The organism is Marinobacter piscis (genome assembly GCF_007671655.1).
Taxonomy (GTDB): Bacteria; Pseudomonadota; Gammaproteobacteria; order Pseudomonadales; family Oleiphilaceae; genus Marinobacter; species Marinobacter piscensis.
Genome location: NZ_VCGX01000002.1, coordinates 83947 through 109907, shown reverse-complemented (window position 1 = coordinate 109907; position 25961 = coordinate 83947). Strand labels below are relative to the sequence as shown.

At 55.3% G+C, this 25961-nt stretch carries 20 protein-coding genes; 7 read left to right on the top strand and 13 right to left on the bottom strand.

Going from position 1 to position 25961, the window contains the following annotated elements; translation table 11 throughout:
• Nucleotides 1–2 precede the first annotated feature (2 nt).
• The 6 genes from FFI95_RS06185 to purU form a co-directional block, all read right to left on the bottom strand.
• A complete protein-coding gene (locus FFI95_RS06185) occupies nt 3–2300 on the bottom strand; it encodes a bifunctional prephenate dehydrogenase/3-phosphoshikimate 1-carboxyvinyltransferase (RefSeq protein ID WP_425463057.1) in 2298 nt (765 codons plus the stop codon).
• Nucleotides 2257–3381 (bottom strand): histidinol-phosphate transaminase, encoded by a 1125-nt coding sequence (gene hisC, locus FFI95_RS06180; protein ID WP_144821570.1) that lies wholly within the window; start codon nt 3379–3381, stop codon nt 2257–2259. The genes FFI95_RS06185 and hisC overlap by 44 nt, the downstream gene beginning before the upstream one ends.
• 55 nt (nt 3382–3436) lie before the next feature.
• Nucleotides 3437–4534, bottom strand: a complete 1098-nt coding sequence (pheA, locus tag FFI95_RS06175; RefSeq protein WP_144821569.1) for a prephenate dehydratase — start codon at nt 4532–4534, stop codon at nt 3437–3439.
• 2 nt (nt 4535–4536) lie between these two features.
• Complete coding sequence (gene serC / locus FFI95_RS06170) at nt 4537–5619, bottom strand: 3-phosphoserine/phosphohydroxythreonine transaminase (protein ID WP_144821568.1); 1083 nt, start codon at nt 5617–5619, stop codon at nt 4537–4539.
• Between the two features lie 54 nt (nt 5620–5673).
• A complete protein-coding gene (gyrA, locus tag FFI95_RS06165; protein ID WP_144821567.1) occupies nt 5674–8313 on the bottom strand; it encodes a DNA gyrase subunit A in 2640 nt (879 codons plus the stop codon).
• Nucleotides 8314–8440: 127 nt separating this feature from the next.
• Nucleotides 8441–9295 carry a formyltetrahydrofolate deformylase gene (gene purU / locus FFI95_RS06160; RefSeq protein ID WP_144821566.1) on the bottom strand — a complete coding sequence of 285 codons (855 nt, stop codon included), beginning with the start codon at nt 9293–9295 and terminating at the stop codon, nt 8441–8443.
• 155 nt (nt 9296–9450) lie between these two features.
• Here purU and ggt point away from each other — a divergent pair, with 155 nt between their 5' ends.
• Genes ggt through ftsH form a run of 3 tightly spaced genes read left to right on the top strand, consistent with a single transcriptional unit; the run spans nt 9451 to nt 13396 of the window.
• Nucleotides 9451–11217 (top strand): gamma-glutamyltransferase, encoded by a 1767-nt coding sequence (gene ggt, locus FFI95_RS06155; RefSeq protein WP_144821565.1) that lies wholly within the window; start codon nt 9451–9453, stop codon nt 11215–11217.
• 26 nt (nt 11218–11243) lie between these two features.
• A complete protein-coding gene (locus FFI95_RS06150) occupies nt 11244–11492 on the top strand; it encodes a hypothetical protein (protein ID WP_144821564.1) in 249 nt (82 codons plus the stop codon).
• Complete coding sequence (gene ftsH / locus FFI95_RS06145) at nt 11489–13396, top strand: ATP-dependent zinc metalloprotease FtsH (protein WP_144821563.1); 1908 nt, start codon at nt 11489–11491, stop codon at nt 13394–13396. The genes FFI95_RS06150 and ftsH overlap by 4 nt, the downstream gene beginning before the upstream one ends.
• A gap of 23 nt (nt 13397–13419) precedes the next feature.
• On the opposite strand, the gene yghU is transcribed toward ftsH, so the two are convergent.
• Both yghU and FFI95_RS06135 read right to left on the bottom strand, forming a co-directional pair.
• The gene (gene yghU / locus FFI95_RS06140) at nt 13420–14304 is read right to left on the bottom strand and encodes a glutathione-dependent disulfide-bond oxidoreductase (protein WP_144821562.1); all 885 of its coding nucleotides are present in this window, start codon (nt 14302–14304) and stop codon (nt 13420–13422) included.
• A 2-nt stretch (nt 14305–14306) separates the two neighbouring features.
• Nucleotides 14307–14618 carry a monooxygenase gene (locus tag FFI95_RS06135; RefSeq protein ID WP_178974872.1) on the bottom strand — a complete coding sequence of 104 codons (312 nt, stop codon included), beginning with the start codon at nt 14616–14618 and terminating at the stop codon, nt 14307–14309.
• Nucleotides 14619–14742: 124 nt separating this feature from the next.
• Between FFI95_RS06135 and FFI95_RS06130 the strand changes: the two genes are divergently transcribed.
• Nucleotides 14743–14916, top strand: a complete 174-nt coding sequence (locus FFI95_RS06130) for a DUF2897 family protein (RefSeq protein ID WP_144821560.1) — start codon at nt 14743–14745, stop codon at nt 14914–14916.
• A 9-nt stretch (nt 14917–14925) separates the two neighbouring features.
• Here the strand turns inward: FFI95_RS06130 and FFI95_RS06125 are convergent, their stop codons facing one another.
• Nucleotides 14926–15273, bottom strand: coding sequence for a 4a-hydroxytetrahydrobiopterin dehydratase (locus FFI95_RS06125; RefSeq protein WP_144821559.1), 348 nt, complete (start codon nt 15271–15273; stop codon nt 14926–14928).
• A 143-nt stretch (nt 15274–15416) separates the two neighbouring features.
• On the opposite strand from FFI95_RS06125, the gene imuA reads away from it, so the two are divergent.
• From imuA to FFI95_RS06110, 3 genes are read left to right on the top strand one after another with little or no spacing between them, the layout of a single operon-like run.
• Nucleotides 15417–16106 (top strand): translesion DNA synthesis-associated protein ImuA, encoded by a 690-nt coding sequence (imuA, locus tag FFI95_RS06120; protein ID WP_144821558.1) that lies wholly within the window; start codon nt 15417–15419, stop codon nt 16104–16106.
• A 7-nt stretch (nt 16107–16113) separates the two neighbouring features.
• The gene (locus tag FFI95_RS06115; RefSeq protein ID WP_144821557.1) at nt 16114–17535 is read left to right on the top strand and encodes a Y-family DNA polymerase; all 1422 of its coding nucleotides are present in this window, start codon (nt 16114–16116) and stop codon (nt 17533–17535) included.
• Nucleotides 17535–20660 carry an error-prone DNA polymerase gene (locus FFI95_RS06110; RefSeq protein WP_144821556.1) on the top strand — a complete coding sequence of 1042 codons (3126 nt, stop codon included), beginning with the start codon at nt 17535–17537 and terminating at the stop codon, nt 20658–20660. Before FFI95_RS06115 ends, FFI95_RS06110 begins: the two co-directional genes overlap by 1 nt.
• A 316-nt stretch (nt 20661–20976) precedes the next feature.
• Here FFI95_RS06110 and FFI95_RS06105 read toward each other — a convergent pair whose 3' ends face one another.
• The 4 genes from FFI95_RS06105 to dbpA form a co-directional block, all read right to left on the bottom strand.
• Nucleotides 20977–22299, bottom strand: coding sequence for a sodium ion-translocating decarboxylase subunit beta (locus FFI95_RS06105; protein ID WP_246069442.1), 1323 nt, complete (start codon nt 22297–22299; stop codon nt 20977–20979).
• A 14-nt stretch (nt 22300–22313) separates the two neighbouring features.
• Nucleotides 22314–24101 (bottom strand): sodium-extruding oxaloacetate decarboxylase subunit alpha, encoded by a 1788-nt coding sequence (oadA, locus tag FFI95_RS06100; RefSeq protein WP_144821554.1) that lies wholly within the window; start codon nt 24099–24101, stop codon nt 22314–22316.
• 45 nt (nt 24102–24146) lie between these two features.
• Nucleotides 24147–24398, bottom strand: coding sequence for an OadG family protein (locus FFI95_RS06095; RefSeq protein ID WP_144821553.1), 252 nt, complete (start codon nt 24396–24398; stop codon nt 24147–24149).
• Nucleotides 24399–24582: 184 nt separating this feature from the next.
• The gene (gene dbpA, locus FFI95_RS06090) at nt 24583–25956 is read right to left on the bottom strand and encodes an ATP-dependent RNA helicase DbpA (RefSeq protein ID WP_144821552.1); all 1374 of its coding nucleotides are present in this window, start codon (nt 25954–25956) and stop codon (nt 24583–24585) included.
• Nucleotides 25957–25961: the final 5 nt, after the last annotated feature.

The window sequence follows — 25961 nt, the reverse complement described above, 5'->3', positions numbered from 1 at the left end:
CCTCACTCCTGCCCGTTGCCTGCAGCCGAGTCTTCAGCAGCTATACGAATACCTGTCTGGCGTGCAAGCTCGACAAACCCGGGGAATGAGGTGGCCACATTGGCGCAATCCTGAATCTCAATCTCGCCGGTTGCCCGAAGTGCAGCCATGGTGAAAGACATGGCGATACGGTGGTCGCTATGGCTGTTTACGGTGCCGCCGCCGATTGTCTGTCCACCCTCAATCACAATACCGTCTTCAGTCACCGTGGTTGTAACACCCAACGTAGCCAGGCCGTCGGCCATCACCTGGATCCGGTCGCTTTCTTTTACCCGCAGCTCACCGGCTCCGGTTAAAACCGTGCGTCCGGTGGCACATACAGCCGCAATGAACAGCGCCGGAAACTCATCAATCGCCAATGGCACCTGCTCTTCCGGGATTTCAATGCCTCTGAGTTCAGCATGGCGAACGCGCAGGTCAGCAACGGGTTCACCGCCGACTTCGCGCTCCTCGAGGATCTGGATATCCGCCCCCATTTGCTGGAGTATATTGATCACACCGACCCGCGTGGGGTTCATGCCGACATGACGCAACAACAGATCCGACCCGGGCGCAATGCTGGCCGCGACAATGAAAAACGCAGCGGATGAAATATCGGCCGGCACGTCAATGGCGTTGGCGGTGAGTCTGGCTCCTCCGGTAAGGCTCGCAGTCGGGCCCTCGCGATCAACTTTGTAGCCAAAGCCGGCAAGCATACGCTCGGTATGATCACGGGTTGGCGCCGGCTCGGTTACCGATGTAGTGCCATCTGCGTAGAGGCCTGCAAGCAGGAGGCAGGATTTCACCTGAGCACTGGCAACAGGCATGTCGTAATGAATCCCGGTCAGTTTTGTACTCTGGGAGCCGCGGATTTTCAGAGGCGGGCGACCGCCCTCTGCCGTTTCAATGACCGCCCCCATTGAACGCAGCGGATCCGCCACCCGGTTCATGGGTCGCACAGACAGGCTGGCATCCCCTGAAAGCTCGGAGTCAAACGGTTGCGCGGCCAGCAGACCGGCAAACAAACGCATGCCTGTACCCGAGTTCCCCAGGTAGATTGGGCCCCGCGGGGCCTGCAACCCTTGCACCCCAACACCATGGATGCGTACAAAACCATTATCCGGGCCCTCGATCACGACACCCATGTCGCGAAACGCCTGCAGTGTCGCGAGACTGTCTTCACCTTCAAGAAACCCTTTAACTTCAGTAACGCCATCCGCCAGAGCCCCGAGCATGATTGAGCGATGGGATATGGATTTGTCACCGGGTACCCGGATATCACCGACGACTTCGCCGCCGGGCCGGAGCCGGAACGTCACTTGCCTTTCACTGTTATTTGTCACGTAAGCCTGTCCTGAAAGCATTTTTGAAAAGTGTTCCCGCGCTGCTTTTGCGCGAGTAAATACCCGCAACAATGTAGCGCTGTCCTGATCTGCTATCGCAGTGCGCAACTGGTCCAGGTCCCGGGTAAAGTGATCAATGACCCGAAGAACTGCATCGCGATTGGAAAGAAAAATATCGTGCCACATAACCGGGTCACTGGCCGCGATTCTGGTAAAGTCGCGAAACCCGCCAGCGGCGTACCGGAAAATGTCCATGTTCTCATCCTCCCCCGCCAATGTATCCACCAGCGAAAAAGCAATGAGATGAGGCAGGTGACTGGTCGCCGCCAACACCTCATCATGGTATTCGACCGACATGGTAAGAACGGAAGCCCCGCAGGCCTCCCATAAGAGTTTCAGCCTGGCAAGGTGCGAGTCGTCGACAATATCCGGTGGCGTCAGTATGACTTTGTGGTTACGAAACAGGTCGGGGTTAGTGGCGCGTATACCACTTTTTTCAGAACCTGCAATCGGATGGCCAGGAATAATATTTGGCAAAAAACCGCCAAACACCGCATGAATGTCTTTAACGAACCCCGCTTTAGTGCTTCCTACATCGGTAAGGGTCGCATCTGCTGCAAGGCAGGGATGCACCTCTTCCAGAACCTGGCGGGTGGCCTGCACGGGTACAGCCAGTACAACAAGATCCGCACCCTGCACAGCCTCGGCGGTGCTTTTGGCAACGGTATCAATGATTCCCAGAGACTGAGCCAGTATCAGGTCTTCCTGATTCCGGTCGGCGCCAACGACTTCAGACGCCAGGCCGTTTAAGCGAACAGCACTTGCCAGCGAGCCGCCTATCAGACCAAGGCCGATGATGGCGATTCGCCGGAAGAGCGGTTCACCGGATGCCACCTCAGCCCCCATGCCCTGCTGCTGCAAGTGCCTTTGCAAGCGCATCAATAAACAGCTCATTCTGCTCAGGCAGGCCGACTGAAACCCTGAGATGGTTGGGCATGCCATAACCTTCAACGGGGCGCACAATCACACCCCGTGCCAGCAGGGCCTGATAAACACCCAGGGCCTGAGGCCCTACCTCGACAGCTACAAAGTTACCGGCTGAGGGGATATAGCGAAGCCCCATTTGCTCAAACGCTCCCTCAAGCTGTTTCAGGCCAGCCGTATTGATTTCACGAGAGCGCTGAAGGTATTCGTCATCGTCCAGCACGGCTGTAGCAGCCGCAAGTGCAACCAGGCTCACATTAAAAGGCTGTCGTACACGGTTGAGGATATCAGCAATGGCCGGTGAACTGATGCTGTAGCCGACTCGCAGACCTGCAAGCCCCCAGGCCTTGGAAAAGGTGCGACAGACAATCAGGTTAGGAAAACGGCTTAATAAAGCCACGCCGTCCGGGTCTTTCTCGCCTGTCATGTACTCACAGTAAGCTTCATCCAGAACCACCAGTACATTCTCAGGGATCTTGCCCAGAAAGGTTTCAAGGGCATCTGCATCATGCACAGTGCCTGTCGGGTTATTCGGGTTGGCGACAAAGACAAGCCGGGTATGCTCTGTGACAGCCGCTGCCATGGCATCCAGATCGTGTCCCCAGTCTTTTGCAGGCACGGCAACCGGCGTGGCGCCCACGGCCTGGGTCGCCAACGGGTAAACGGCAAATGCATACTGGGAAAACACAACTTCAGAACCTGGCCCGGCGAAGCAGCGTGCAATCACTTCCAGCACATCGTTTGATCCGTTGCCCAGGGTAAGCTGATCGGCTGTAACGTTAAAGCGCGCGGACAACTTCTGCTTGAGATCATAACCATTGCCGTCCGGGTACAGGCACGCGTCTGATAACGCCGCCTTTGCAGCGGCCATGGCTTTTGAGCTGGGGCCCAGCGGGTTTTCATTACTGGCCAGCTTGATAATCTCATCCGGATTCAGGCCAAGCTCACGGGCCAGTTCGCTGATCGGTTTTCCCGGCTGGTAAGGTGACAATGCCTGAACACCTTCTACCGCAAGGCTTTGATAATCAATGGCCATATACCTTCCTTAAAACTGACTGATTGTGAGTGCGCCCCGGTTACTGTCCGGGCTTTTAAAGTACGCCAATGGGGTAAGAACCCAGCCGCTTGAGCTCAACAGCATCATGCTCCACCTCGGCAAGCACTTTACCCGCTATCTCATCGTCCATATGCCCTTCAAAATCAATATAGAACACATAGGCCCAGGTACCACTGGGCGACGGCCGGGTCTCGACTCTCGTAAGGTCGACGCCTTGACGGTGAAACGGCTCCAGCAACTGATACAGCGCCCCTGGCTCATTTTTCATGGAAACCAGAATCGATGTTTTATCCTGACCACTTGCGGGGATATCTTCACGGCCGATAATCAGAAAACGGGTGGTATTATCCGGCCAGTCCTCAATGTTGCCCGCCAGGGTGTCCAGACCGTAAAGTCCGGCGGCCATGTCACCGGCGACCGCCGCAGTGCCTGGCTCCACGGATGCGCGCCGGGCGGCCTCGGCGTTGCTGGATACGGTTACCCTCTCGACGCCATAGTGATGGGCATCCAGCCATTGCCGGCACTGGGCAAACGATTGCTGATGCGAATAAATACGGGTTATTTCCTGACCCTGAAACTCCGGTGAAACCAGAAGGTGGTGGTGAATTCTCAGCTGTACTTCACCACAGATTTTCAGTGGTGAAGTAATGAACATATCCAGCGTATGGTTGATTATACCTTCTGTGGAGTTCTCCACCGGCACCACGCCATAGTTCGCAGCGCCTGACTCCACTTCACGAAATACAGCATCAATAGCCGGCAGCGGGACGCTGACAACCGAGTGCCCGAAATGTTTGAGGGCTGCGGCCTGTGTAAAGGTACCGACAGGTCCGAGAAAGGCAATATGCATGGGCTTTTCCAGCGCCAGGCAGGCTGACATAATTTCACGAAACAGCCGGGCCATTTCCTCATCAGGCAAAGGCCCCGGGTTAACCTCCTTGATACGCCGCAGTACCTGAGCCTCCCGCTCCGGGCGGTAAAAGAAGACGTCCTCTTCAGGATGTGCATCCGTTTTCACGTGAGCCACTTCCTGTGCACATCTGGCACGGGCGCTGATCAGCTCCATGATTCGCTGATCAAGGCTGTCTATCTCTTCCCGCAGCTCTCCAAGGCGGGTCTGCTCATCACTCATTATCAGCCTCGCTCCTGCGCAAATTCGGCCATGTACTGGATCAGGGCATCCACACCCGCTTCGGGCATGGCGTTGTAAATACTCGCGCGCATGCCCCCTACAGAACGGTGCCCGGCCAGATTCAGTAATCCCCGGGCGTTCGCACCTTCCAGGAACGCACTGTTCAGGGCATCGTCCTGCAAGGTGAAGGGTACGTTCATCCATGAGCGGAAACGTGGATCGATCGGGTTGGCATAAAACTCATGATTATCAATGAACCCATACAGTTTTTCTGCCTTTCGGCGGTTAATCTCGCCCATGGCTTTCACCCCACCCTGGGCCTTCAGCCATTTGAACACCAGACCGGCAAGGTACCAGGAGTAAGTGGCCGGAGTGTTATACATAGAGCCATGATCCGCGATGACCTGATAGTTCATCATGGTTGGCGTTTCCTGGCGAGCCTTCCCCAGAAGGTCTTTCCGAATGACCACGACAACCAGGCCGGAAGGGCCGATGTTTTTCTGGGCACCCGCATAGATGAGCCCGAATTTCGACACATCAACCGGGCGCGACAGAATGGTTGAGGACATGTCCGCCACCAAAGGCGCGCTGCCGCTGTCGGGGATAAAGTCGAACTCCACACCACCAATGGTCTCGTTCGGGGTGTAATGCAGGTAGGCCGCATCAGCGCTTACCTGCCAGGAAGACGGGTCCGGAATGCTGGTGAAACCGCTGCTTTCCGAACTGGCAACGATGTTCACGCTGGCATAGCGCTCCGCTTCTGCAATCGCCTTTTTCGACCATATGCCTGTATTGACGTAATCCGCAGATGTTTTACTCCCCAGCAGGTTCAGTGGAATGGTTGAAAACTGACTGGAAGCACCACCTTGCATGAAGAGTACGGCATAATCGTCTGATATTCCGGCTAATTCACGAAAATCGCGCTCCGCAGTTTCGGCTATTTCAACAAATGCATCGCTGCGGTGGCTCATCTCCATTACGGACATGCCGGTGCCGCGCCAGTCCAGCATTTCATCCCGTGCCTGTTTCAGCACACTTTCCGGCAAGGTTGCCGGACCTGCACAAAAGTTATACGCCCTGCTCATGATCCTGTGGTCTCTCACATCTTGCGGATTGTGTCGGTGCCCGGGGATGCTGACTCAGTCCTCGTCAGCTCCCGATTCCGGGCTGTTATCTGTGTCTTCTCCTTCGGACGCGCTTTCGCTGCCAGCCTCAACGTCGTCAACATCAACGTCATCTTCGTCTTCGTCAGCTTCGGCTATCCGTTCTACGCCTACCAGACGTTCATCTTCCTGGCTCAGGCGGATCAAGCGCACACCCTGGGTATTCCGGCTAAGAACCGAGACTTCATCTGTGCGCGTGCGCACCAGCGTACCCTTATCGGAAATCAGCATCATTTCATCACCGTCGAACAGCTGTAGCGCTGTTACCAGGTCGCCGTTACGCTCGGAGCACTGCATGGCAATAACGCCCTGAGTGCCACGACCATAGGTGGGGAACTCTTCAAGCTCGGTACGCTTGCCGTAACCGTTCTCACTGGCGGTCAGTATGATGCCACCTTCCTGGGGAATGATCAGGGAAACCACCTGATGCCCCTCAGGCATCCTGATACCACGTACCCCGCGGGCGGTTCTGCTTAGCGGCCTGACAGCCTCTTCATTGAAGCGGACAGCCTTACCTGCTGAAGAGAACAGCATGATTTCAGCGTCGCCTTCCGTGATCGCTGCACCAATCAGAGTATCGCCCTCGTCCAGTGACAGGGCAATCAGGCCGCTGCTGCGAGGACGGGAAAAGTTAGGCAACGGTGTTTTCTTGACAACGCCACCAGAAGTAGCCATCAACACAAACTGATCTTCCGGATAATCCCGGACCGGCAGGAAGGTGGTGATCCGCTCACCTTCATCTAACGGCAGTATGTTTACCATCGGTCGGCCCCTGGAGGCACGGCTGGCACGGGGAATCTCGAACACGCGCAGCCAGTAAACCTTGCCGTGGTTGGAGAAGCACAGGATGGTGTCGTGGGAGTTTGCCACCAGCAGCTTCTCAACAAAATCCTCATCTTTCATAGACGTCGCAGCTCTGCCACGTCCGCCCCGGCGCTGTGCCTGGTAGTCCTCTACTGCCTGGGTTTTGGCATACCCGCTGTGGGAAATGGTAACCACCAGGTCTTCTTCATCAATCAGGTCGGCAACGGTCAGGTCACGCTGAGAACTGGTGATTTCCGTGAGGCGCTCGTCACCAAACTCTGCAACCACAGCCTCCAGCTCTTCGCGAATAACCTGCATCAGGCGCTCGGGATCGCCCAGAATTTCCAGCAGGCTGGCGATTTTGTCCAGAATTTCCTTGTATTCATTCTGGAGCTTTTCGGTTTCCAGTCCGGTCAGGCGATGCAGGCGCATATCCAGAATCGCCTGGGTCTGCTCCGGCGACATGAAATACAGCCCGTCACGCAGTCCGTAAATTTCCGGCAGGTCGTCCGGACGGCAGGCATCCTCGCCTGCCCGCTCAAGCATGGCCAGAACATCGCCAGGGGCCCAGCCTTGTGCCATCAGCTTTTCTTTGGCTTCGACAGAGGTCGGTGAGGCTTTGATCAGCTCGATCATCTCGTCGATATTGGCCAGTGCAACGGTCAGGCCTTCGAGAATATGGCCCCTCTCGCGCGCTTTACGCAGCTCAAAGATGGTACGACGGGTTACAACTTCCCGGCGATGGCGCACAAAGGCATCGAGCATGTCTTTGAGGTTCAGGATTTTCGGCTCGCCATTGATCAACGCAACCATGTTGATGCCGAACACCGTCTGAAGCTGCGTGTGCTTGAACAGGTTGTTCACCACCACGTCCGGATTTTCGCCACGACGCAGCTCAATAACAATGCGGATCCCTTCCTTGTTGGACTCGTCCCGCAGTTCGGTAATGCCTTCGATGCGCTTCTCTTTAACCAGCTCGGCAATTTTTTCAATCAACCGGGCCTTATTCAGCTGGTAAGGCAGTTCGGTAATAATGACGGCATCACGGTTGGTTTTCTTGTCGGTTTCTATCTCATGACGGGCGCGGATATAGATACGGCCGCGGCCGGTACGGTAAGCCTCAACAATACCGGCACGGCCGTTGATAATACCTTCAGTGGGAAAGTCCGGCCCCGGGATAAACTCCATCAGCTCATCACAGGTAAGATCCGGGTTATCAATCAGCGCCAGGCAACCGTTGACCACTTCGGTCAGGTTGTGGGGCGGAATATTGGTTGCCATACCCACGGCGATACCGGAGGAGCCGTTCACCAGCAGGTTGGGAACCCGGGTAGGCATAACCTCGGGAATACGCTCTGTGCCGTCGTAGTTATCAACAAAGTCGACGGTTTCTTTTTCAAGGTCGGCCTGCAGCGAGTGGGCAATCTTGCGCATGCGGATTTCGGTGTAACGCATGGCGGCCGCATTATCGCCGTCAATAGAGCCAAAGTTACCCTGACCATCTACCAGGGGATAACGCAGGGAAAACGGCTGTGCCATACGAACAATGGTGTCGTAAACTGCGGAGTCACCATGGGGATGGTATTTACCAATAACATCACCCACTACACGAGCCGATTTCTTGTAGGCCTTGTTCCAGTCGTTATTCAGTTCGGACATGGCGAACAGAACACGACGGTGAACAGGCTTCAGGCCATCCCGCACATCCGGAAGCGCCCGCCCGATAATCACGCTCATGGCGTAATCCAGGTAAGACTGCCTCAGTTCATCTTCAATATTGACCGGCAGGATCTCTTTGGCTAATTCACCCATCGAGAAAGGTTCCTTTGCGTTAGCTGGAAGTCGTTTGGGGGCCGCTTCCCGGCCCCATAGATATTCTTTACCAAACCGCTGATTCTACCACAGTCGCGCCTTTTCAGGGGCTCCCTGTGAAGCAGCCTTAATCAAACACCACTGTCTTGTTTTCGCAGATGATCACGCGATCCTCAATATGGGAACGCAGTCCCCGGGCAAGCACGTTTTTTTCAACATCTTTACCAAGGCGCACCATGTCGGCGATGGTATCGCTGTGGTTGATGCGGATAACGTCCTGCTCGATGATCGGTCCCTCATCAAGATCCTGGGTTACATAATGGCAGGTGGCACCTATGAGCTTTACCCCGCGGCTGTAAGCCTGGTGATAGGGGCGCGCCCCGGCAAAAGACGGCAGGAAGCTGTGATGAATATTAATGACCTTGCCCGAATATTTTGCACAAAGGTCTGCCGGAAGGATTTGCATGTAGCGGGCAAGCACAACAACATCGGCTTCATAACGTTCAAAAAGCTCATCGATATGAGCAAACGCCTCTTCCCGGTTTTCTTTGCTGGCCGGTACATGGTGATACGGGATGTCATGCCACTCCACCATACGGCGCAAGTCATCATGATTGGAGATAACAGCCACAATCTCGGCATTCATCTCATTGCTATGCCAGCGATGCAGAAGGTCAGCCACACAGTGGGATTCCTTGCTGCACATAAGAATCACTTTTTTGGGCTGGGCAGAATCCGCAATGCGCCATTGCATATCAAATTCCCGGGCAATCGGCGCAAACGCAGTGCGAAACTGCTCAAGACCAAACGGAATTGATTCCGCCTTGATCTCATGACGCATGAAAAACCAGTTATTCTGGGTATCCGAATGGTGGCTTGCTTCGGTAATCCAGCCATTGTAAGTCGACAAAAAATTACTCACCTTGGCGACAATTCCAACCCGGTCGGGGCAGGAAATCACAAGACGATAGGTGTGCTCCATGAAAGCCTTTCCTTAACTGACAAACGGGAAAGCAGGTGCGCCGGGAACCATTGCCGGAGACAGCAACCGGAAAAGAACCAGATGTGATGGCACGCACCAGATTGAATAACACGCTATCATAGCTTATCTGAACATCAGAAACGAGGAATGGAGACATGGACAGAGCCCCGCACCCGCAAACACCTGAAACCCGACTCCCAGGACGCTCAGGCGCTCTGCACGTCCTGGTGCTGGCCCTGTGCCTTTCAGTTCCTGTAACACCGGCTTTTGGTCAGGCAATTCTTGAGGGTGAACGGTTTCACCCGGTCAGTGCGCAACAAGGCATGGTCGCAACCAGTCACACCCTGGCGACGGAAGTTGCACTGAAGGTACTAGAGGAAGGCGGCAATGCCACAGATGCCGCTGTTACTGCCGGGTTTGCCCTGGCTGTCACTCAGCCAAGATCCGGCAACATCGGTGGCGGCGGTTTTATGCTTATCTCAAAGGGCGACGGCTCCGCCCCTGAAGCCATCGACTACCGGGAAAAAGCCCCTTCAGGGGCCACTGAAACCATGTATCAGGATGAAGCCGGGAATGTGGTGCGCAACCGCAGCCGGTTTACTCATCTGGCGGCCGGCGTTCCCGGCACAGTCGCCGGGTTTGCTCTGGCCCTGGACCGGCACGGCACTCTCTCCCTGGAACAGGCACTGGAACCTGCCATTAAACTGGCCCGGGACGGCTTTATTGTCCCGCAGCGTTTCACTGAAGGCCTTGAGCAGGCACGGGAAAGGCTTCAGCGCTGGCCCGCCACCCTGAAGACCTTCTACAGGGACGACGGTTCTGCCTGGGAGGCCGGTGAGCGTTTCCGGCAGCCGGAGCTGGCAGATACGCTGCAGCGCATAGCAGATAAAGGCGTTAAAGGTTTTTATGAAGGTGAAACTGCACAGCTGATTGTTGAAGAGATGCAGAGGCACGGCGGTCTGATCACACACCAGGACCTTGCGGAGTATCAACCGGTCGTACGCACGCCTGTGCACGGGAACTACCGGGGCTACGACATTTACTCCATGTCACCGCCCTCCTCCGGCGGCACGCACATCGTCCAGATACTGAACATTCTTGAAGGCTTTCCAATCGCTGAACTGGGCCATAACTCGGCTGACACCATTCACTACATGGCCGAAGCCATGAAGCTGGCCTACGCTGATCGTTCGCAGTACCTGGGTGATACAGATTATGTAAACGTGCCGCTGCAGGGCCTGACCAGCAAACCCTATGCTGAAGAGTTGCGAAAAAGCATCAAAGCGGACGAAGCCCGCCCGGCAGATGAAATCAGCCCTGGTCAGCCCCCGGGTTACGAAAGCCCGGAAACCACACACTTTTCAGTGGTTGATAAGTGGGGCAATGCCGTATCAAACACTTATACCATTAACTTCAGTTACGGCTCGGGAATTACTGTGCAGGGTGCGGGCTTCCTGCTCAATAACGAAATGGATGACTTCAGCGCCAAGCCCGGCGTACCCAATGCCTATGGCCTGACTGGAGGCGAAGCAAACAAGGTGGAACCGGGCAAACGCATGCTCAGTTCCATGTCGCCCACGATTGTGCGTAAAGACGACCGCAACTTTCTGGTAACCGGCAGCCCGGGCGGTTCGCGCATTATCACCACAACCTTGCAGGTACTGATGAATGTGATTGATCATGACATGAACATCCAGACAGCGGTCAACGCACCCCGCATCCACCACCAGTGGCTTCCGGATGAAATCCGGACCGAACAGGGCATCAGCAGAGATACAGTGCGCCTGCTGGAAAGCCGTGGCCATAAGGTGGTGACTCATTCGGCTATGGGAGCCATTCAGAGTATCATGGTGGGAGAGGACGGCACTTTATACGGTGGCGCAGACCCAAGGCGCAGCACGTCTTCCGCCATGGGTTACTGATTCGTGATTAAGAACCGGAGGTATTTATGTTTTTGTCTGTACAGCTGAGCTGCTATCCCCTCAAAGATGATTACAAACAGCCTATCCGGGATTTGATTGCCCGGCTGGAAAAAACAGATCTGGAGGTTATCGCCGGCCGCATGAGCACGGAAATCTTTGGTGAGTACGATGCTGTAATGAACGTGCTTTCAGATACCCTGAAATGGTCTTTTGAAACCTACGGAAAGTCTGTTTTTGTTGCAAAAATCATGGAGGGTGACCGGAGACCGAAATGACCACACCCAACAACCCTGAAAAACAGACTCCGCCAGCAAATCAAAAGCCGGAGATACCCAAACAATATTCATTTCTCTGGCTCAGTGCTGCTATTTTCCTGGCATTTTTATGGCTTCAGGACAGCAGCACACCAAAGCTTCAGGAGCTGGCATACTCTGAATTCAAAACAGCTGTTACCAGCGATCAGATTTCCGAGGTAACGCTCAAAGAAGACACGATTACCGGTCTGTTCAGCGATCAGGGACGGGCGTCTTTCAGCTCTGAGGACACATCGCAGAACTCCAGCCCCGGGTTCAGCACTACCCGGCCGCCGATGGATGATCCGGAACTTCTGCCCCTGCTGGATACGCACAACGTGACTATCCGGGCCAAGTCTTCAGCGCTCCCCTGGTGGCAGGAGCTGATCCGCGGCTTTTTACCCTGGATTTTATTGCTGGCTCTGATGTACTGGTTCTGGGGGTCTGCACAAAAACGCATGACCCAGCGCGGCGGCATGTTTGATTACGGTCGCTCAAAGGCCCGGCGCGCGGTCAAAGAAACGTCTACAACGACACTGGACGATGTGGCCGGCATAGAGTCGGCCAAACGTGAGATTGCAGAGATCATCGACTTCCTGCAGTCTCCGGACAAGTATCGGGCCCTGGGTGCCTCCATGCCTAAAGGGGTTCTTCTGGTGGGCCCTCCGGGGACAGGGAAAACACTGCTTGCCCGCGCTATTGCCGGAGAAGCAGAAGTCCCCTTCTTCAGCGTAAGCGCCTCAGAGTTTATTGAAATGTTTGTGGGTGTAGGCGCTTCAAGGGTACGAGACATGTTTGCAAATGCCCGCAAAGAGGCACCGGCACTGGTGTTTATTGATGAGCTGGATGCTATCGGCCGTTCCCGGGGAGCGGGTTTTGGTGGCGGGCATGACGAAAGAGAGCAGACTCTGAACCAGATCCTTACAGAAATGGACGGCTTTGAATCCCACGAGAACATTCTTGTGCTGGCAGCCACCAACCGCCCGGATGTTCTGGACAGCGCACTGCTCCGGCCCGGCCGTTTCGATCGCAAGATCACTCTGGACCTGCCACACAAAGATGCCCGTGATGCAATTCTTGCGGTGCACGTTCGTAAAGTTCCCCTGGCAGCAGATGTTGACCTGGAACAACTGGCCGCCCGTACCATTGGTTTTTCCGGTGCCGACCTGAAAAACCTGGTAAATGAGGCAGCGCTGACCGCCGCCCGGAAGAACCTTACTGAAGTCACGAGCCAGTGCTTTGAAATTGCCCGGGACCGCATTGTTCTGGGTGAGAAGCGCGACGCCAGGTTATCGCCAGAAGAAAGAGAAGTGGTGGCTTATCACGAGAGTGGGCACGCTATTATGGCTTACTATATGCCCAAAGCCGACCCTCTCACCCGGGTTACAATTATCCCCCACGGCATGGCTATGGGGGTTACTGAACAGACACCGAAAGAGGACCGCTACAACTATTCTGAAAGCTACCTGAGAGACCGCATCAAAGTGATGCTTGGGGGGCGCTCAGCGGAAAAGATTGTCTACGGAGAGGTGACGACCGGCGCGCAGAATGATCTCAAAGAAGCTACCAAACTGATTCGCCGGATGATTGGTCAGTGGGGCATGAATGAAAACATCGGCCCTGTAGGGCTCGGCATAGGTGAGGAGCACGTATTTCTGGGCCGTGAAATGGGAGCAAACCGGGAATACAGTGAAAAAATGGCAGAGCTGATTGACGCTGAAATCCAATCAGAACTCCTGGCAATGGAGAAAGAAACCATTGAGTTTCTGACAGACCATCGGGACCAGCTTGAAGCCCTGGCCAAAGCTGTTCTCAAGAAGGAAAACCTCTCGGCAGAAGAAATTGAAAGAGTCCTGCACGAAGAGGCTGCCCGAAAAATTGCCTGAGGCTTCCCTCCTCAGGCGTTCACTTATACAGAGCCTTCAGAATTTCCACCAAGCTTATCCTGGGTTTTGTGCTCAAAGTCGCTCGCGTCGTGGCGCTCATGAAGCTGACTTTCGGGCTCACCCCAGGCGCGATTCACCATCCGGCCACGCTGAACCGCTGGCCGGTCTTTGAGCTCCAGAGCCCACCGCACGACGTTGGTGTAGGTGTGAGCTTCAAGAAACTCGGCCGCATCGTAAACCTTGTTGGTCACCAATGCGCCATACCAGGGCCAGATGGCCATATCGGCAATGGTGTACTCATTACCCGCAACATACGGGTTATCAGCTAGCTGTCGGTCCAGCACATCCAGCTGCCGCTTGACCTCCATGGTATAGCGGTTAATCGGGTACTCATACTTCTCGGGTGCGTAAGCAAAGAAATGCCCGAAGCCGCCACCCAAAAAGGCGGCACTGCTCATTTGCCAGAACAGCCAGTTAAGTGTCTCGGTACGGCCCGCTATATCCGTAGGCAGAAATTTACCAAACTTTTCTGCCAGATAGAGCAGAATGGAGCCAGATTCGAACACCCGGACAGCCGGGGCCTGAGTGCGATCCAGCAGCGCCGGTATCTTGGAATTAGGGTTAACATCCACAAACCCGCTGCCGAACTGCTCGCCTTCCTGAATACGGACAAGCCAGGCGTCGTATTCAGCCTCTTTGATCCCCAGTTCCAGCAACTCCTCCAGCATAACCGTAGCTTTCACTCCGTTGGGGGTAGCCAATGAATAAAGCTGAAAAGGATGGTCGCCAACGGGCAGTTCTTTCTCGTGAGTGGGACCTGCGACAGGCCGGTTGATATTTGAAAAAGCACCGCCGCTTGCAGACTCCCATTTCCAGACTTTGGGCGGGGTATAAGTGGGATCGCTCATATTTACGTGTTCCTTGATTGCTGTTTGGTGATCCTCGATAAATCTTCATTCACATCAAAAATTTTGGCATTGACCTTTTCAACGCCAAGCTCTTTCAGCCTTGCCGTGTGCTTCTCAAGGTAGGCCTGGGCAGTTTCTTCCGTTTCAAAAAGATAAATACCACCGGCTTCTTTTTCTGCCGCGTTTTCCGTCCAGATTTTCCATATAAAGCCCGGTTCTTCCGTAATGGAAACTGCGAGTCCTTTCAGGGCTTCTGCCATTTCTGAACCAAACGGCCCCGTGAACGGAAAATCAATCTGTAATAATTTTGCCACCTGATAGCGCTCCTGTTTTGACAGACAATGCCATACTACGTGCCAGGGAGTGGAATATTCCGCCAACCTGACGGTCATACTCCACTATAAACAAAACCACTCCGACAACAAGGGAGCCTGAGATATGCCAATGATTGGATGGATTTTTCTGATCGGCGCAATAGGCCTGGTCCTGGGCAGCCTGTTCATGCTTCAGAGATCTGCCAACAAGATGTTCATCCCGAAAGACAAACTGGAAAAGGTGCGCAAGCGCAAGGCAGAGCTTGAAGCACAGGAGCGCAAAGACGATGATCAGTAATAAAGTGGTTTACTGTATTTCACGGTAAACCGTATCGGTTCTTGCTGCCATTATAAAATCGTTTTTGTGCAGCCCTCCAATCTTATGGGTCCACCAGCTGACAGTCGCCTTCCCGTATTCCAGAAGGATAACCGGGTGATGGCCTTCGGTCTCAGCCAGATCACCAACCCTGTATGTAAATATCAGAGCCTGAGCAAAATTACGGAACTTGAACTCCCGGCGCAACCGCTCTTCACCATCAACTGTCGTGATGCTCCAGTCCTGCACCTCGTTGTGCAGAGTGCGCTTTTCTTCATCAGTCACTGTGGGGGCATCTGAGGTACATACTTCACAGCGCTGCTCGGTCAGTCCACTCATATACAACCTCCGGGCTGATATAGAATTTTCCGTCATTGTTCACTATACAAGATGGCCCTGATTACACATTTTATCAACCAGCACCTTGAAATCAGCCTCTCACCGGAATACTGTATATTTAAACAGTATTCCGGGATTAAACCATGAGTGAGCTTCTTGAAACATTATTACAGGATGCCCGTGTCTGGCAGGGACACACGCATAAAAGAACCACCCAGGTGGCGGAGCCAACCAGTTATCAGGCTCTGGATAATCAGCTCGGAGGCCTGGGCTGGCCCCGCGGAGCTTTGAGTGAATGTTTGCTGGACACCCCTGGCATTGGTGAGCTGCAACTGCTGATCCCCTTGATACAAAGGTTTTCACAAGCCGGTAAGACTGTATTCTGGCTGAACCCGCCACATATCCCATACGCACCAGCACTGGCCCGGGAAAACGTCAGCCTGGACCAGATGGTCCTGATTCACACTGAAGACAAGAACGACTTTCTGTGGACTCTGGAAAACTGCCTGCGTTCTCCGGTCACCGGTCTGGTTATGGCCTGGCCTGAAGAGCTGGCAGCCCGTGAAGTCCGGCGCTTACAGTTAGCGGCAGAGGCCGGCAGCAATGTCTGTGTGCTGTTCCGTGAACGCCGTCATATCAGACAGAACTCTCCGGCCGCCCTGCGCCTCGAGCTGGAACCTGACGATCAGCAGGGCCTGAAGGTAAAAGTGGTGAAGCGCCGTGGCAGCTGGCCTGGTCAGCACTGCTCTCTTGCCATGGCACACCGGGCGGGGCTGCTTCAGCAAACGCCCGCCTGCGTGCTCCAGGGCCCCTGGTCCGGATCGGCCAGGTAAGTATTTCATGCTCTGGTTGTATCTGCACTTCCCGCACCTACTGCTGGACCACATTCACCGTTCCAATGGGAACAGCTCGGCACTGGTGATTGTAGAAGGCTCCGGACAGAAAGTTATGCAGGCCTGCCCCGCTGCCAGAAGCCTGGGAGTGGCTGTTGGCATGCGTCTGAAAACAGCCATCAGCCTGGCGCCTGATCTGGGTATCATCAGAGCAGACCAACAGTATGAATCCCGGGTTCTGGAAGACCAGGCCCGCTGGCTGTACCGCTATGCAGCCTACATTGTTCTGGTTCCGCCAGATGGGTTACTGGCCGAAGTCGGTAGCTTACAGCGACTGTACGGAGGCCTTCAGGCAGTGTGGCAAACACTCGAAGACGTTCTGCATGAGCGGCAGCTGACCGCCTGGCCAGGCCTTGGCCATACACCCCAGGCCGCCCGCCTGATTGCGCGCAACGGCAAGGGAGAATGCACCTCCGACAAAGACACGATACTCCGGGTTCTTGCCGCTATGCCCCTGCTCGCAGCGGAGTTTGATCAGCGCACCCGCACTCGATTGCAACGCATAGGCCTGACCCGTCTGGGCGAGGTTTTCAGTTTGCCACCAGCGGAACTGGCACGACGATTCTCTCCCGACGCCCTGAAATATATCCAGAAAATACAGGGCACCCGACCTGACCCCCAGTCCCCCTGGCAACCACCGCAGCATTTCCGACAGCAGGCAGATTTTGTGCAGGATATTGAACATTCACAGGGGCTTCTGTTTCCGTTACAGCGCATCCTTTGCGAACTGGAAAATGAACTGTGCTGGCGCCAACAGGATACTGACTGCCTGCTCCTGGTACTGCAGCACCGACAGACTGAGCCAACGCGTCTGCGCATCCGAACGTCCGGGCCGGAGCACCGGGCAAGCACATTTCTCAACCTCATCGGTCTGCGGTTTGAACAAGAGCCTCTGCAAGCCCCGGTAGTGTCTCTGTATCTGACCGTTAAGCGGTTTCTTGACCGGGAAGCACCCGGAGGGCAAGACCTGTTAGGTGAAAGCCAGGATACGAACGAGGCCTGGCACACACTCATGAGCCGCTTGCAGGCAAGGCTTGGAGATACCGCCCTGGTGCAGCTTACCACCAGGGCAGATCATCGGCCCGAACGGGCCTGGAGTACCACAGGGGTGCGGCGAACACACTCTGGTAACGCCCGGGTAACAACAAGTCAGGTCCCTCCTCGTCCCTTATGGCTCCTGCAAGGTCCGCACCCCCTGTCGGAGCCTCCTGCCGCCTGGTTCAGCGGCCCGGAACGAATCAGCGGTGGCTGGTGGGATGATCAGCGAGTGCACAGGGACTATTACATTGCTCAACTGAACAGCGGCCAGTTGGCCTGGGTATTCCGTGATGCACAGGGCGGCTGGTTTATACATGGATGGTTTGGCTGATGCACACGCCCACTTACGCAGAACTGTTCTGCTTCAGTAACTTCACCTTTCTGACCGGAGCATCCCACCCCCATGAGCTTGCAGAACGTGCGGCAGAACTTGGGTATACGGCCCTGGCGATAACCGATGTCTGCTCAGTAGCGGCCATTCCCCGTGCCTGGGCAGCGCTGAAAGAAAGCCCGGTAAAGCTGATCACCGGGAGCTGGTTTCAACTGGCTGACCACCCACCCGGCGCCAGCCTTCCCAGGTTTATTCTTCTGGCTCGCACCCGCAAGGGCTATGGTCAGCTTTGCCGACTTATTACCACCGCCCGGCGTCGTGCAGAAAAAGGTCAGTACCAGCTTTTTTCTGATGATATGGAACAACACGCTCTGGATGACTGTCTGTGCCTGTGGTTACCGCCCTCAACTGCCGAGGCTGAAGCAGAACAGGCTCTGGCCTGCGGTGAATGGTTACTCAGACTGTTCGAACACCGCCTCTGGATTGCTGCAGCCCGCACTCTGGAATCTTCCGAAGAGCAACAACTGGCCCGGATTCACTGGCTCTCTGATCACCTGAACTGCCCGGTTACGGCCACAGGTGAAGTGCACATGCACAGCCGACAGCGTCAGCCTCTGCAGGATGTACTCACCGCCTTGCGCAACCACACCACCCTCGAAAATGCCGGCCACTGCCTGTTTCAGAACGGTGAACGCTACCTGCGTCCGCTAAAGGTGTTACAACGGCTGTTTCCCGAAGCCTGGCTGAAAGAGTCTGTACAGATTGCCCGGCAGTGTACTTTTGAACCCGGCAGCCTGCGCTACGAATACCCTCCGGACCTTGTTCCGCAAGAGGAAAGCCCCGCGGGTTATCTGGAGCGGATAACCCGGAAAGGCGAACGAAAGCGTTACCCTAAAGGCACGCCCCTGCCTGTTCAGGCCCTGATCCGCAAAGAGCTTGGGCTGATTTCAGAGATGCAGTACGAACACTACTTTCTCACCATCCACGACATCGTCGACTTTGCCCGCAGCCGCGGCATTCTGTGCCAGGGCCGGGGCTCTGCCGCCAACTCAGCGGTGTGCTATTGCCTGGGTATTACCGAAGTAAACCCGGCCCAGACAGACCTGCTGTTTGAGCGTTTTATCTCCAAAGACCGGAACGAGCCACCGGATATTGACGTGGACTTTGAACACGAGCGTCGGGAAGAAGTGATTCAGTACATATACCAGCGATACACCCGGGAGCGGGCAGCATTGGCGGCAACCGTTATCCGTTACCGCCCGCGCAGTGCCATCCGCGACGTTGGCAAAGCCATCGGGTTTGACCCGGCTCTGGTAGAGCAACTTCTGGAAGGCATCGACTGGCGCGACAAATCCACAAACTGGCGCCAGCAGATACTCGACAAAGGCCTGACCCGCAACCCGAAAGTGGCCGACCAGTTCTTTACTCTGGTGAACACCCTGCTTGGCTTCCCCCGCCATCTGTCCCAGCATGTGGGCGGCTTTGTTATCAGCTCTGGCCCCCTGTCTGAACTGGTACCCGTGGAAAACGCCGCCATGGCCGACCGCACTGTTATCCAGTGGGACAAGGACGACCTGGAAAGCCTGGGCCTGATGAAAGTCGACGTGCTCGCCCTGGGCATGCTCACCGCAATCCGCAAGGCCCTGACACTGATCAGCCAACAGAAAGGCCGGCCTTTTCATATCCAGGACATTCCCCAGGAAGACCGGGCCACCTACAACATGCTGCAAACAGGCGACAGCATCGGCGTATTCCAGATAGAGTCCCGCGCCCAGATGAACATGCTGCCCAGACTGAAACCGGAAACTTTTTACGACCTGGTGATTGAAGTTGCCATCGTCCGCCCCGGCCCGATTCAAGGCGACATGGTGCACCCTTACCTGCGCCGGAAGCACGGCCTGGAAGCTGTGAACTACCCGAACGATGCCGTCCGGAGTGTGCTGGAACGCACCCTTGGCGTCCCGATCTTTCAGGAACAGGTTATTAAACTGGCAATGGTGGCCGCCGGCTTCACCGCGGGTGAGGCAGACCAGCTCCGCCGGGCCATGGCCGCCTGGAAAGTTCATGGCGACATGTCCCCCTTCCGGGAAAAGCTGATCAGCGGCATGCTTGCGCGTGGCCACAGCACCGATTTTGCTGAACGCCTCTATCAGCAAATCTGCGGGTTTGGCGGTTATGGCTTCCCTGAATCCCACGCCGCCAGCTTTGCTCTGCTTGTTTATGTATCGGCCTGGATCAAACGCCATTACCCAGCAACCTTCTACTGCGCCCTGCTCAACAGCCAGCCCATGGGGTTTTATTCCCCTTCACAACTGATACAAGACGCCAGACGCCATAACGTTGCCATACTACCGCCGGATATAAACCACAGCCTGTGGGAACACACACTGGAAGGCCCCGACCACAAACTGCGCCTGGGCCTGAGAATCATCCGCGGCTTCCCCGAAAGCGCCGCCAATCGCCTGTGCCAGCAACGCCCGGAATCCGGCTACAGATCAGCCGCTGAAACGCGCAATCTGGCAGCCCTCAACCAGCGTGAGATGGAATTACTGGCGGGCGCCAACGCCATGACCGGCTTTGCCCAAAACCGACACCAGGCCTACTGGCAGTTACTGGAACAGGAAAAACCCACCCGGCTTTTTGCGGCTGCCGAAAACGACAACGAAAGCTACCAGCCAGATACCTGCAGCCAGCTACCAGAGCCCACCGAAGGCCAGAACCTGTTTGCTGACTACAACAGCCAGGGACTGAGCCTTGAACGCCACCCACTGGCCTTGCTTAAAGCACAGGGGCACTTACAACTCTGCCTCAGCGCAGAACAACTCAAAACCACCAAAACCGGCCTCCCGGTCCAGGTAGCCGGCCTGGTCACCGGCCGCCAACGCCCCGGCTCCGCCTCCGGCGTTACCTTCGTAACCCTGGAAGACGAAACCGGCAACGTAAACGTCGTCGTCTGGCTGGAAACCGCCCGACGCCAACGCAAACCGTTACTCACCGCACGGCTGTTGCACGTAAAAGGCATTCTGGAAAGAGAGGGAGAGATTGTTCACGTCATGGCCGGAAAACTGTCAGACCTGAGTCACCTGATACAGTCGCTGCCAATCAGCTCTCGAGACTTTCATTAGAGTCACTATTGCCAGACCGGGTCCCAGGCGTTAACACCCAAGCTGATAGAGCTGGCGAGGGGGTTTCTTTTCAGGAATGTCTGTGGCCAAGGATGGCCACAGCCAAGCGCAGATGGGTGAGACAAGCGTTTATGAAGCGAAGCTTCATGCGCAGGCGAACGACAGCAATCTATGATTGCTGGCCGGACCCGCTTGCGGGTGCTCGTAGCGGTTCCTGACAGAAGATCCCTCTCCGGCTCAAACACTAAAGCTTGCAGGCCCAGAAAGCAGAAAACCCCGCACAAAGGCAGGGTTTTCAACACTACAAGAGCAACAATCAGCCAAGCAGCTTGATCATTACCCCCGCAGCAACAGCCGAGCCAATAACCCCGGCAACGTTTGGCCCCATAGCATGCATCAGCAGGAAGTTCTGCGGATTCGCCTCAAGGCCAACCTTATTGGAAACCCGTGCAGCCATTGGTACCGCCGACACACCGGCAGAACCAATCAATGGGTTGATCGGATCTTTACTGAGCTTGTTCATCAGCTTGGCCATAAGTACGCCACACGCCGTACCCACACCAAATGCAACAATACCCAGACCCAGGATACCCAGCGTCTGAGCATCCAGGAACTTGTCTGCCATCAGCTTGGAGCCTACAGACAGACCCAGGAAAATTGTCACAATATTAATCAGCGCGTTCTGGGCAGTATCGTTCAAACGCTCAACCACACCACATTCACGCATCAGGTTACCGAAGCAGAACATACCCAGCAGAGGTGCAGCGTCCGGCAGGAACAGAACAACCGCAATCAGCACCACCAGCGGGAAGATAATCTTCTCCTTCCTGCTGACCGGGCGAAGCTGAGACATCTTGATCTTCCGCTCTTCTGCCGAAGTCAGCGCCTTCATAATAGGCGGCTGAATCATCGGAACCATCGCCATATAAGCGTAGGCTGATACCGCGATTGCACCCAGAAGATGAGGCGCCAGAACACTGGAAACGTAGATAGACGTGGGTCCGTCTGCACCACCGATAATGCCGACTGCAGCAGCCTCAAGAATGGTGAAATCCAGAATCCCCAGCCAGTCCAGCAAAGCGGCACCCAGCACAGTACCAAAAATACCAAACTGCGCCGCCGCACCCAGAAGCATCGTCTTGGGGTTAGCCAGTAACGGACCGAAGTCAGTCATGGCGCCAACACCCATAAAGATAATCAGAGGGCCAACTGTACTGCCGATAACCACACTGTAGAAGTTATACAGCATGCCATTACCGTAGCCGAAGTCCTGCGCCAGGCCATTCGCCATGGCCAGCTCTGCCGAACTGGCTTCTTTAACGCTGGTCTTAAAGGCTGTGACAACCTCTGGAGTAACCGCCTGGCCTGCCTGATAAGACACATCCAGAGCGCTCGCAAGTGCTGCCAGAACTTCTGGCTTGGCAACGTGGATTGCATTCTCTACCGCCGGCAGAGCAAGCCCCGCCTCGGGAATATTTGCCAGAATGCCACCGAACCCAATCGGTACCAGCAGCAAAGGCTCAAAGCCCTTACGAATTGCAAGGTAAAGTAGTAGCAGGCCAACCGCGATCATGATCGCCTGACCAGGTGCTATATTATACAGGCCACTGCCTGTCCATAACGTCATTAATTTATCCATGGAATGCTGGCCCTTTATGCGATTGTCAGCATTTCATCATCAGGAGAGACGGCATCACCGACCTTGATGAAGACTTCGCCGACAGTGCCGGCCTTAGGTGCGCGAATCTCGGTTTCCATTTTCATGGCCTCGAGAATAATCAGCACATCGCCTTCTTCAACGGCTTCACCTGGTGACACCAGTACCTTGAAGATATTCCCGCCCAGAGGTGCGATAACAGGTTCGCCCCCGGTAGCTGCAGGCGCTGGCGCAGATGTTTCTGCGGGCGCAGAGGATGCACCACCCTCACCCTGAATCTGGGAGATTTCGCCCCCCTCAGATACAGCAACCACATACTTCTTACCGTTAACATCAACGGTATAGGTTTCGGGGCCACTGGCTTTTTTCGCCGGTGCAGTATCTTCGGCTGAAGGGACCGGCTCAAAGGCGTCCGGATTATCGCGGTTTTCCAGGTATTTCAGGCCGATCTGCGGGAACAGCGCATAAGTCAGGACATCATCAACGGTGTTATCCGCCAGCTTAATGCCCTTCTCATCTGCCAGCTCTTTCAGCTCATCCGTCAGCTTGTCCATTTCCGGCTCGAGGTTATCGGCCGGGCGACACGTGATCGCTTCTGCTCCGTCCAGAACACGCTCCTGCAGTTCCTTGTTGAAAGGTGCCGGCGCAGAGCCGTATTCACCCTTCAGCACCGCAGACGTTTCCTTGGAGATAGACTTATAACGTTCTCCGGTCAGCACGTTCAGTACGGCCTGTGTACCTACAATCTGCGATGTCGGGGTTACCAGCGGAATATACCCGAGGTCTTCACGGACTTTGGGGATTTCGGCCAGTACCTGATCAAATTTGTCAGCCGCGTTCTGCTCTTTCAGCTGATTTTCCATATTCGTCAGCATGCCGCCTGGCACCTGGGCAATCAGGATCCGGGAATCGGTACCACGCAGGCTACCTTCAAACTTTCCATACTTCTTGCGGACTTCACGGAAATAACTGGCAATTTCTTCCAGCAGGGTCAGATCCAGGCCGGTATCACGATCTGTACCTTCAAGCGCGGCAACCACGGCTTCTGTGGGCGAGTGCCCGTAGGTCATACTCATGGAGGAGATGGCGGTATCCACGTTATCAATACCGGCTTCCGCTGCCTTGATCGCCGTGGCAGTAGACAGACCTGTGGTTGCGTGGCACTGCATATGCACAGGAACATCCAGCTCTTTTTTCAGGCGACTGACCAGATCAAAGGCAACATAGGGCTTAAGAATGCCTGCCATGTCTTTGATTGCAATGGAGTCTGCGCCCATGTCTGCAATTTCTTTCGCCAGTTCCACCCACATTTCGACGGTGTGCACCGGGCTGGTTGTATAAGAAATTGTACCCTGTGCGTGCTTGCCAGTGGCGCGCACGGCCTTGATTGCCGTTGCCAGGTTCCGGGGATCGTTCATCGCGTCAAAAATACGGAACACATCCACGCCATTCTCGGCCGCGCGATCAACAAACCGCTCTACAACATCGTCTGCGTAATGACGGTAACCCAACAGGTTCTGACCACGCAGCAGCATTTGCTGAGGGGTATTGGGCATGGCTTTTTTCAATTCACGAATGCGCTCCCAGGGGTCTTCGCCCAGGTAACGAATGCAGGAGTCGAAGGTGGCTCCGCCCCAGGACTCCAGAGACCAGAAACCAACTTTGTCGAGCTTCTCGGCAATGGGCAGCATGTCATCAAGCCGCATACGGGTGGCCAGCAGGGATTGATGGGCGTCGCGAAGTATAACGTCCGTAATCCCCAGCGGTTTCTTAGTGTCAGTCATCGTGTCAGCCTTCTGTTTAAAGGTTCTCTCTAATCGGTTATCAGATCACTTCTTATGGCGTGACCGGAATTGTGCAATTGCCTTTTTGATCGCCTCTGCCGTATCAGGGTCAACTGATGCAGGCGCCTCAGGCTTGGCACGAGGTGTTTTGGCCGGGGTTGCCGGCTCTGGCGGAGTAAACCGGGTCAGCAGTTTGGACATAAGCAGGGTCGCGAATACCAGAACAACCAGAAACGCGAACACAAAACCCATACCCGCAACCATCAGATCGATGGCTTGTGACATCAGCTCATTCATATTGAATAGCTACCTGTATTGGTTCATGGATTTTCCCCGGGATCACCGACACGCGTAAGACCATGGTCGCCTATCGTATCTGAACAAACCGGGAGGCAAAATCCTGCGTAATTTACCGGTTTCGGGGCCCGTGAGCAACCAAAACACAAATGACTATACGGAGTTTCCGAGCATAATCCGGGCGTCAGATCATCCTGACTCTGAGCTTGCGCCCCTTGATTTTGCCGTCTTCGAGGCGCTTCAGTGCGCGTCTGGCCTGCGTCGCCTCAATAGCAACAAAACATTGAAAATCAAACAGATCAATCTTGCCAACGACTTTCCCATCCAGCCCGGCTGCGCCAGTCAAAGCACCGAGCACATCGCCGGGCCGGAGTTTTTCCTTACGCCCCGCCCCTATACAAAGCGTTTTCATCGCGGGCGTTATCGGCTTGGAGGGTACGCTGAGCAGAGCTTTTGTATCGCCCCACCTGGCCTGGCTCCCCCGCTCTGCCTCAAGGCGATTGATTTTGTGGCCCTGGGCCGGGCTGCATAATGTAACAGCCAGTCCGGCCTCGCCTGCTCGTCCCGTACGCCCTACTCTGTGGGTGTGTACTTCCGGATCCCGGGCAGGTTCTGCATTAATAACCAAGGGTAACGCCTTGATATCAAGGCCACGGGCGGCAACATCTGTAGCAACCAGAACCTGGCAGCTTTGATTGGCGAAACGTACCAGAACACTGTCACGCTCGCGCTGATCCAGATCACCGTGCAGAGCCAGAGCTGAAAACCCCTGCCCTGCCAGTTCGGCTACCAGCTCATCGCAATGCTGCTTCATGGAACAAAAAATCAGGCAGGAGGCTGGCTGATGTTCAGACAGCAAACTGACAATGGCGCGGGTGCGCTCCTGCGGTGAGATTTCATAAAACAGTTCCTGAATATCCGTATTCCCGCTCTCCACCTGTGCGCGCACATCTACTGGGTTGTCCTGAAAGCCGGCACTGAGTTTGCGAATGGATCCGGGCCATGTGGCTGAGAACATCAGAGTTTGCCGCTGCGCAGGTGTGTAACCCAGAATTTCTTCCATGGCTTCCTGAAAGCCCATATCGAGCATCCGGTCGGCTTCATCAAGAACCAGGGTACTCAGGCGTTTCAGATCGAGCGTTCCCTTGCGCAAGTGGTCAGCAACCCGCCCCGGCGTACCGACAACAATGTGCGCGCCATGGGCCAGAGAACCGATTTGCGGCCCGATAGGAACGCCTCCACAGAGCGTCAGAACTTTAATATTCTTCTGGGCACGAGCCAGCTCCCGCAACGCTTTTGCTACCTGATCCGCCAGCTCACGGGTCGGACACAGCACCAGTCCCTGTACTGCAAAGAGCTTTGGCTTCAGGCTTTCAATCAGCCCGATACCGAAGGCGGCGGTTTTACCGCTGCCAGTCTGTGCCATGGCAATCACATCACGCCCGGCCAGACAGTGTGGTAAGGCCCGGGCCTGAATGTCGGTAGGCACGGAAAAGCCCAGCTGGGCAAGGTTGGCCTGCATGGAAGCAGACAAATCCAGGTTGTTAAAGGATGACATACAAG

Bases quoted from the DNA above. Each gene is read 5' to 3' on its own strand.
- FFI95_RS06185 (WP_425463057.1), bottom strand. From the start codon at position 2,300: ATGCGCTTGCAAAGGCACTTGCAGCAGCAGGGCATGGGGGCTGAGGTG.
- hisC (WP_144821570.1), bottom strand. From the start codon at position 3,381: ATGGCCATTGATTATCAAAGCCTTGCGGTAGAAGGTGTTCAGGCATTG.
- pheA (WP_144821569.1), bottom strand. From the start codon at position 4,534: ATGAGTGATGAGCAGACCCGCCTTGGAGAGCTGCGGGAAGAGATAGAC.
- serC (WP_144821568.1), bottom strand. From the start codon at position 5,619: ATGAGCAGGGCGTATAACTTTTGTGCAGGTCCGGCAACCTTGCCGGAA.
- gyrA (WP_144821567.1), bottom strand. From the start codon at position 8,313: ATGGGTGAATTAGCCAAAGAGATCCTGCCGGTCAATATTGAAGATGAA.
- purU (WP_144821566.1), bottom strand. From the start codon at position 9,295: ATGGAGCACACCTATCGTCTTGTGATTTCCTGCCCCGACCGGGTTGGA.
- ggt (WP_144821565.1), top strand. From the start codon at position 9,451: ATGGACAGAGCCCCGCACCCGCAAACACCTGAAACCCGACTCCCAGGA.
- FFI95_RS06150 (WP_144821564.1), top strand. From the start codon at position 11,244: ATGTTTTTGTCTGTACAGCTGAGCTGCTATCCCCTCAAAGATGATTAC.
- ftsH (WP_144821563.1), top strand. From the start codon at position 11,489: ATGACCACACCCAACAACCCTGAAAAACAGACTCCGCCAGCAAATCAA.
- yghU (WP_144821562.1), bottom strand. From the start codon at position 14,304: ATGAGCGATCCCACTTATACCCCGCCCAAAGTCTGGAAATGGGAGTCT.
- FFI95_RS06130 (WP_144821560.1), top strand. From the start codon at position 14,743: ATGCCAATGATTGGATGGATTTTTCTGATCGGCGCAATAGGCCTGGTC.
- FFI95_RS06125 (WP_144821559.1), bottom strand. From the start codon at position 15,273: ATGAGTGGACTGACCGAGCAGCGCTGTGAAGTATGTACCTCAGATGCC.
- imuA (WP_144821558.1), top strand. From the start codon at position 15,417: ATGAGTGAGCTTCTTGAAACATTATTACAGGATGCCCGTGTCTGGCAG.
- FFI95_RS06115 (WP_144821557.1), top strand. From the start codon at position 16,114: ATGCTCTGGTTGTATCTGCACTTCCCGCACCTACTGCTGGACCACATT.
- FFI95_RS06110 (WP_144821556.1), top strand. From the start codon at position 17,535: ATGCACACGCCCACTTACGCAGAACTGTTCTGCTTCAGTAACTTCACC.
- FFI95_RS06105 (WP_246069442.1), bottom strand. From the start codon at position 22,299: ATGGATAAATTAATGACGTTATGGACAGGCAGTGGCCTGTATAATATA.
- oadA (WP_144821554.1), bottom strand. From the start codon at position 24,101: ATGACTGACACTAAGAAACCGCTGGGGATTACGGACGTTATACTTCGC.
- FFI95_RS06095 (WP_144821553.1), bottom strand. From the start codon at position 24,398: ATGAATGAGCTGATGTCACAAGCCATCGATCTGATGGTTGCGGGTATG.
- dbpA (WP_144821552.1), bottom strand. From the start codon at position 25,956: ATGTCATCCTTTAACAACCTGGATTTGTCTGCTTCCATGCAGGCCAAC.